This window comes from Pseudomonas sp., from assembly GCF_050739655.1.
GTDB lineage: Bacteria > Pseudomonadota > Gammaproteobacteria > Pseudomonadales > Pseudomonadaceae > Aquipseudomonas.
Map to the genome: position 1 here is coordinate 1 of NZ_JBOIBY010000344.1, position 7,505 is coordinate 7,505.

The following is a 7,505-nucleotide window of genomic DNA, read 5'->3' on the forward strand; positions in this document are numbered from 1 at the left end:
GCAAGCTCGCTCCTACAGTTGACCTTCATCGCTTAACTGACTGGCATTAGGGCAAGCCCGCTCCCACAGGTTCAGTGTTGTTCCCGCTATTGGCATCCATCTCCCCAACCCCATACCAAGGAACTAGAAATCTCCACATTGCGGCCAATTGTTGTCCAGGTGGCGGCGCTCAAGAATCTGCACCAGACCGGAAAAATTTTCCGGGCATAACAAAAATTGCAGAGGAAGCCGTCATGACTCAACCCGCACGTCGCCAGCCCTTCGTCCTGAGCCTGCTGCTCAGTGCCATGCTGTTGTCCGGCCAGGCGCTGGCCGGCGTTTCCGACCAGGACATTCTCCAGGACCCGAAGAACCCGGAGCAGGTGGTCACCAATGGCCTGGGCGTCCAGGGACAACGCTACAGCCCGCTGGACATTCTCAATGTCGACAACGTCAAGGAGCTGCGTCCGGCCTGGGCATTCTCCTTCGGCGGTGAAAAGCAGCGCGGCCAGCAGGCGCAGCCGATGGTCAAGGACGGCGTGATGTACATGACCGGCTCCTACTCACGGGTGTTCGCCGTGGACGCACGCACAGGCAAGAAACTCTGGCAGTACGACGCACGCCTGCCGGACGACATTCGCCCTTGCTGCGACGTGATCAACCGTGGAGTCGCCTTGTATGGTGACCTGGTGTTCTTCGGCACCCTCGATGCCAAGCTCGTGGCCCTGAACAAGGACACCGGCAAGGTGGTCTGGAGCAAGAAAGTCGCCGACCACAAGGAAGGCTATTCGATCAGCGCCGCGCCACTGGTGATCAACGGCAAGCTGATTACCGGCGTGGCCGGTGGCGAATTCGGCGTGGTGGGCAAGATCGAAGCCTACGACCCGAAAAATGGTGACCTGTTGTGGACCCGGCCGACGGTCGAAGGCCACATGGGCTACGTCTACAAGGACGGCAAGTCCGTGGAAAACGGCATCTCCGGCGGCGAGGCGGGCAAGACCTGGCCAGGCGATCTCTGGAAAACCGGCGGCGCGGCCCCTTGGCTTGGCGGCTATTACGACCCGGAAACCAACCTGCTGCTATTCGGGACCGGTAACCCGGCGCCGTGGAACTCGCACCTGCGGCCTGGCGACAACCTCTACTCGTCGTCGCGCCTGGCGCTCAATCCGGACGACGGCACCATCAAGTGGCACTTCCAGAGCACGCCCCACGACGGTTGGGACTACGACGGCGTAAACGAGCTGGTGTCGTTCAACTATTCCGAAGGCGGCAAGGAAATCAAGGCGGCGGCCACCGCCGACCGCAACGGTTTCTTCTACGTGCTGGACCGCACCAACGGCAAATTCATCCGCGGCTTCCCGTTCGTGGACAAGATCACCTGGGCTACCGGCCTGGATAAGAACGGCCGTCCGATCTACAACGAAGCCAGCCGTCCCGGCGCGCCGGGTTCCGAAGTCAAGGGCAGCTCGGTGTTCGTGGCGCCGGCGTTCCTTGGCGCGAAGAACTGGATGCCGATGGCCTACAACAAGGACACCGGGCTGTTCTATGTGCCGTCCAACGAATGGGGCATGGACATCTGGAACGAAGGTATCGCCTACAAGAAAGGCGCGGCGTTCCTCGGTGCCGGTTTCACCATCAAGCCGTTGAACGAGGACTACATCGGCGTGCTGCGTGCGATCGATCCGAAAACCGGCAAGGAAGTCTGGCGCCACAAGAACTACGCGCCGTTGTGGGGCGGGGTACTGACCACCAAGGGCAACCTGGTGTTCACGGGCACGCCGGAAGGTTTCCTGCAGGCGTTCAATGCCAAGACCGGTGAAAAGGTCTGGGAATTCCAGACCGGTTCCGGCGTGCTCGGCTCGCCCGTGACCTGGGAAATGGACGGCGAACAGTACGTCTCGGTGCTCTCCGGCTGGGGCGGCGCCGTACCGCTGTGGGGCGGCGAAGTGGCCAAGCGCGTGAAGGACTTCAACCAGGGCGGCATGCTCTGGACCTTCAAGCTGCCCAAAGACCTGGTGGCCAAGCACTGACTTAGTCGCGCAATGATCATTCCCACGCACTGACTTAGTCGCTCAATGATCGTTCCCACGCTCCGCGTGGGAATGCAGCCAGGGACGCTCTGCGTCCCCTCCGGAGCTGGAACGCGGAGCGTCCCTTGAGGCGTTACCACGCAGAGCGTGGGAACGATCACAAGCCAGATCCTACAAAGAACGAATTTTATCGCCTGTCGCTACGGCAGGCTTCGACCCAGACAGAGGCCTCATCATGATCTACGCCCAACCCGGAACACCCGGCGCCGTCGTTTCCTTCAAACCACGCTACGGCAACTTCATCGGCGGCGAATTCGTCGCGCCGATCAATGGCGAGTACTTCACCAATACCTCGCCTGTGAACGGCGAAGTGATTGCCGAGTTCCCGCGCTCCAGTGCCGCCGACGTCGACAAGGCGCTGGACGCCGCCCATGCCGCCGCCGATGCCTGGGGCAAGACCTCGGCGCAGGACCGCTCGCTGGTGCTGCTGAAAATCGCCGATCGCATCGAACAGAACCTGGAGATCCTCGCCGTCACCGAAACCTGGGACAACGGTAAGGCCGTGCGTGAGACCCTGAACGCCGACGTGCCGTTGGCGGCCGACCATTTCCGTTACTTCGCCGGCTGCATCCGCGCCCAGGAGGGCGGCGCCGCCGAGATCAACGAGCTCACCACCGCCTATCACTTCCACGAGCCGTTGGGCGTGGTCGGGCAGATCATTCCGTGGAACTTCCCGCTACTGATGGCCGCCTGGAAACTCGCGCCAGCCCTGGCTGCCGGTAACTGCATCGTGCTCAAGCCGGCGGAGCAGACGCCGCTGTCGATCATGGTCTTCGCTGAACTGATCGCCGACTTGCTGCCGGCAGGTGTGCTGAACATCGTCCAGGGTTTCGGTCGCGAAGCCGGCGAGGCGCTGGCCACCAGCAAGCGCATCGCCAAGATCGCCTTCACCGGCTCCACCCCGGTGGGCGCGCACATCATGCATTGCGCCGCCGAGAACATCATTCCCAGTACCGTGGAGCTGGGCGGCAAGTCGCCGAACATCTTCTTCGAGGACATCATGAACGCCGAGCCTGCGTTCATCGAGAAAGCCGCCGAAGGCCTGGTGTTGGCGTTCTTCAACCAGGGCGAAGTCTGCACCTGTCCATCCCGGGCACTGGTGCAGGAATCGATCTACGAACCCTTCATGGCCGAGGTGATGAAGAAGATCGTCAAGATCAAGCGCGGCAATCCGCTGGACACCGAAACCATGGTCGGCGCCCAGGCGTCGCAGCAGCAGTACGACAAGATCCTTTCGTACCTGAACATTGCCCAGGAGGAGGGCGCGCAACTGTTGACCGGTGGCGCGGCTGAACGCCTGGAGGGCGACTTGTCCAGCGGTTATTACATCCAGCCGACCTTGCTCAAGGGCACCAACAAGATGCGCGTGTTCCAGGAAGAAATCTTTGGCCCGGTGGTGGGCGTGACCACCTTCAAGGACGAAGCCGAAGCCCTGGCCATCGCCAACGACACCGAGTTCGGCCTCGGCGCCGGCCTCTGGACCCGCGACATCAACCGCGCCTACCGCATGGGCCGGGCGATCAAGGCCGGGCGCGTGTGGACCAACTGCTACCACCTGTACCCGGCGCATGCCGCGTTCGGTGGCTACAAGAAGTCCGGTGTCGGGCGCGAGAACCACAAGATGATGCTCGATCACTATCAGCAGACCAAGAACCTGCTGGTGAGCTACGACATCAATCCGTTGGGGTTCTTCTAATTCCTTAAACATGACGCTAAACCTGTGGGAGCGGGCTTGCCCGCGATGGGGCCAGCACATTCAACATTGATGTTGAATGTGAGACCGCTATCGCGGGCAAGCCCGCTCCCACAGGATTGATGGTGTTGCTGAAAATCGAATAAACACCCCCTACCAACGCACCCCCGAACCTCCTTCGAAAGTAGCATTCGGGCGTCGGATGCCCCGTGCATTAATGGTGCTACCGGAATCACCCGGCACAAGAAGAGGAATGACCCATGTGGACTAAACCGGCGTTTACCGATCTGCGCATTGGCTTCGAAGTGACGATGTATTTCGCCAACCGTTGATTGATCACCCGGCCAGCCGCGGCGCTGGCCGGGCCTGCCTTCTGGAGCATTGCCCATGCACATCCGCGTTCTTGGCTCCGCCGCTGGCGGTGGTTTTCCGCAGTGGAACTGCAACTGCCGGCAATGCACCGGCGTGCGCAATGGCAGCCTGCGCGCACAACGGCGCACACAGTCGTCGATCGCCCTGAGCGACAACGGCCTGGAGTGGGTGCTGTGCAATGCTTCCCCGGACATCCGGGCGCAACTCGAGAGTTTTGCGCCGCTTCAACCGGCACGTCGGCTACGTGACAGCGCCATTGCCGGCGTGGTGTTGATGGACAGCCAGATCGATCATTGCACCGGCCTCTTGAGCCTGCGCGAAGGCTGCCCGCATCAGGTGTGGTGCACCGAGCGGGTGCATCAGGACCTCAGCAGCGGCTTCCCGTTGTTCACCATGCTCAGCCACTGGAACGGCGGCTTGCAGTGGCAACCTGTCAGTTTGAATCGCGAGCCGTTCCGGATTCCGGGCTGCTACCACCTGCGGTTTTGTGCCATTCCACTGATCAGCAACGCGCCACCGTATTCACCCAATCGCGGCAACCCGCAGCCAGGCGACAACATCGGGCTGTTCATCGAAGACCAGCGCAGCGGCGCCTCACTGTTCTACGCGCCGGGGTTGGGGCAGGTTGACGACGAAGTGCTGGGCTGGATGCAGCGCGCCGATTGCCTGCTGCTGGACGGCACCCTGTGGCGCGACGACGAGATGCGTCAGTGCGAAGTCGGCCAGAGCCTGGGCAGTGAAATGGGCCACCTGGCGCAAAGCGGGCCCGGCGGCATGCTCGAAGTGCTGGAAGATTTTCCCCGCCAGCGCAAGGTGCTGATTCACATCAACAACACCAATCCGATCCTTGATGAAGACTCGGCAGAGCGGGCGCTGCTGGTGCGGCGGGGGATCGAGGTGGCGTATGACGGTATGAGTATTGTCTTGTAAGACGCCGAGACCGCTGCGCGGTCTATCGCCAGCAGGCTGGCTCCCACAGGGGATCTGTGGTGAACACAATATTGAAGACACACCACAACCATGTGGGAGCCAGCCTGCTGGCGATAGGGCCGGCACAGTCAGCAAAGATTCCAACCGGCAGTTTCCTGGAGAACAACAATGACCAACACTCCAATGTCCCCCACCGAATTCGAAACCGCCCTGCGCGCCAAGGGCGCCTACTACCACATCCATCACCCGTACCACGTGGCGATGTACGAAGGCCGGGCCAGCCGCGAGCAGATCCAGGGTTGGGTCGCCAACCGGTTCTACTATCAGGTCAACATCCCGCTCAAAGACGCCGCAATCCTGGCCAACTGCCCGGACCGTGAGATCCGCCGCGAGTGGATTCAGCGCCTGCTGGACCACGACGGCGCTCCCGGCAGCGAGGGCGGTATTGAAGCCTGGCTGCGCCTGGGCGAAGCGGTGGGGTTGGATCGCGAACAAATTCTTTCTCAGGAGCTGGTGCTGCCCGGCGTACGCTTTGCGGTAGACGCCTACGTCAATTTCGCCCGCCGCGCCAGTTGGCAGGAGGCGGCCAGCAGCTCCCTGACCGAGCTGTTCGCGCCGCAGATCCACCAATCGCGCCTAGACAGTTGGCCGCAGCATTACCCGTGGATCGACCCGGCCGGCTACGAGTATTTCCGCACGCGCCTGGGCCAGGCCCGGCGTGATGTCGAGCACGGCTTGCGCATTACCCTTGCCCATTACCAAACCCTGGAGGCCCAGCAACGCATGCAGCAGATCCTGCAATTCAAACTCGACGTGCTGTGGACCATGCTCGACGCCATGAGCATGGCCTATGAGCTGCAACGCCCGCCTTATCACACGGTCACCCGCGACAATGTCTGGCATCGGGGGATCGTTCTGTGAGCCTGATTGATCGCGAGCAGTCACCGTCGTTGCGCCGGGGTTTTCGCCTGCAATGGGAACCGCGCCAGGATTGTCACGTGCTGCTGTACCCCGAGGGCATGATCAAGCTCAACGCCAGTGCCGGGCAGATTCTCGATCTGCTGGACGGCCAGCGCAGCGTTGCGACGATCATCGAGCGACTGAACGCGAGTTTTCCCGGTGTGCCGGGTATCGACGAGGACGTGCTGGCGTTTCTGGAGGTGGCCCATGCGCAATTCTGGATCGAGTGACACATTGCCGGGGCCGCCGTTATGGCTGCTCGCCGAGCTGACCTACCGCTGCCCACTGCAATGCCCGTACTGCTCCAACCCGCTGGACTTCGCCCGGCACGGCGAGGAATTGAGCACCGAGGAGTGGATTCGTGTGTTCCGCGAAGCGCGGGAGATGGGCGCGGCACAGCTTGGGTTTTCCGGTGGCGAGCCGTTGGTGCGCCAGGACCTGGCGCAGTTGATCAAGGCCGCGCGGGACATGGGTTACTACACCAACCTGATCACCTCGGGCATCGGCCTCACCGAGCAGAAGGTGCGCGATTTCAAGGTCGCCGGGCTCGATCACATCCAGATCAGTTTCCAGGCCGCCGATGAAGCGGTGAACAACATGCTCGCCGGTTCCCGCAAGGCCTTTGCGCAGAAACTGGCCATGGCCAGGGCCGTCAAGGCGCAGGGTTATCCGATGGTGCTGAACTTCGTCACCCACCGGCACAACATCGACAATATCGACCGCATCATCGATCTGTGCCTGGAGCTGGAAGCGGATTTCGTCGAGTTGGCCACCTGCCAGTTCTATGGCTGGGCCGAACTCAACCGCGTTGGGCTGTTGCCGACCCGCGAGCAATTGCAACGCGCCGAACGCATTACCAACGAGTATCGCCAACGTCTCGAAGCCCAGGGACATCCGTGCAAGCTGATCTTCGTGACCCCGGACTACTACGAGGAACGCCCCAAGACCTGTATGAACGGCTGGGCCAATCTGTTCCTCGACATCACCCCGGATGGCACGGCATTGCCCTGCCACAGCGCCCGGCAATTGCCGGTGCAGTTTCCCAATGTGCGCGAGCACAGCATCGAGCACATCTGGAATGACTCGTTTGGCTTCAACCGATTTCGTGGCGATGAGTGGATGAAGGAACCGTGCCGCTCCTGCGATGAAAAGCACAAGGACCTGGGAGGCTGCCGCTGCCAGGCTTTCATGCTCACCGGTGACGCGGCCAATGCCGACCCGGTGTGCGCCAAATCGCCCCATCATGGTGTGATTCTCAAGGCCCGGGAAGAAGCCGAGGCGCCGGGGCAGGGCATGGAGCACCTGACGCAGCGCAATGAGAAGGCTTCACAATTGATCTACCGCGGCTAGACCACACCACACAAACCTGTGGGAACTGCAGTGAATGATCGTTCCCACGCTCTGCGTGGGAATGCAGCCCGGGACGCTCTGCGTCCCAATCAGGAGCCGAACGCGGAGCGTCCGTTGAGGCGTTCCCACGC

Annotated in this window: 7 protein-coding genes; all 7 read left to right on the forward strand. The window is 61.8% G+C overall.

What is annotated here, in order from left to right:
• The first annotated feature begins 233 nt into the window (after positions 1-233).
• The 7 genes from ACRESJ_RS16470 to pqqE all read left to right on the forward strand — a co-directional run bounded on the left by ACRESJ_RS16470 (position 234) and on the right by pqqE (position 7,374).
• On the forward strand, positions 234-2,009 hold the full coding sequence (locus tag ACRESJ_RS16470; RefSeq protein ID WP_431601114.1) for a PQQ-dependent methanol/ethanol family dehydrogenase: 1,776 nt from the start codon (positions 234-236) through the stop codon (positions 2,007-2,009).
• 235 nt (positions 2,010-2,244) lie between these two features.
• Entirely contained in the window at positions 2,245-3,765 is a 1,521-nt protein-coding gene (exaC, locus tag ACRESJ_RS16475; RefSeq protein WP_431601115.1) for an acetaldehyde dehydrogenase ExaC, read from the forward strand.
• A gap of 257 nt (positions 3,766-4,022) precedes the next feature.
• On the forward strand, positions 4,023-4,094 hold the full coding sequence (pqqA, locus tag ACRESJ_RS16480; RefSeq protein ID WP_003253598.1) for a pyrroloquinoline quinone precursor peptide PqqA: 72 nt from the start codon (positions 4,023-4,025) through the stop codon (positions 4,092-4,094).
• Between the two features lie 55 nt (positions 4,095-4,149).
• Positions 4,150-5,064, forward strand: coding sequence for a pyrroloquinoline quinone biosynthesis protein PqqB (gene pqqB, locus ACRESJ_RS16485; RefSeq protein ID WP_431601116.1), 915 nt, complete (start codon positions 4,150-4,152; stop codon positions 5,062-5,064).
• 168 nt (positions 5,065-5,232) lie between these two features.
• Complete coding sequence (gene pqqC, locus ACRESJ_RS16490) at positions 5,233-5,985, forward strand: pyrroloquinoline-quinone synthase PqqC (RefSeq protein ID WP_431601117.1); 753 nt, start codon at positions 5,233-5,235, stop codon at positions 5,983-5,985.
• Positions 5,982-6,254 carry a pyrroloquinoline quinone biosynthesis peptide chaperone PqqD gene (pqqD, locus tag ACRESJ_RS16495; protein ID WP_431601118.1) on the forward strand — a complete coding sequence of 91 codons (273 nt, stop codon included), beginning with the start codon at positions 5,982-5,984 and terminating at the stop codon, positions 6,252-6,254. Before pqqC ends, pqqD begins: the two co-directional genes overlap by 4 nt.
• Entirely contained in the window at positions 6,232-7,374 is a 1,143-nt protein-coding gene (gene pqqE, locus ACRESJ_RS16500; protein WP_431601119.1) for a pyrroloquinoline quinone biosynthesis protein PqqE, read from the forward strand. The genes pqqD and pqqE overlap by 23 nt, the downstream gene beginning before the upstream one ends.
• The last annotated feature ends 131 nt before the right edge of the window (positions 7,375-7,505 follow it).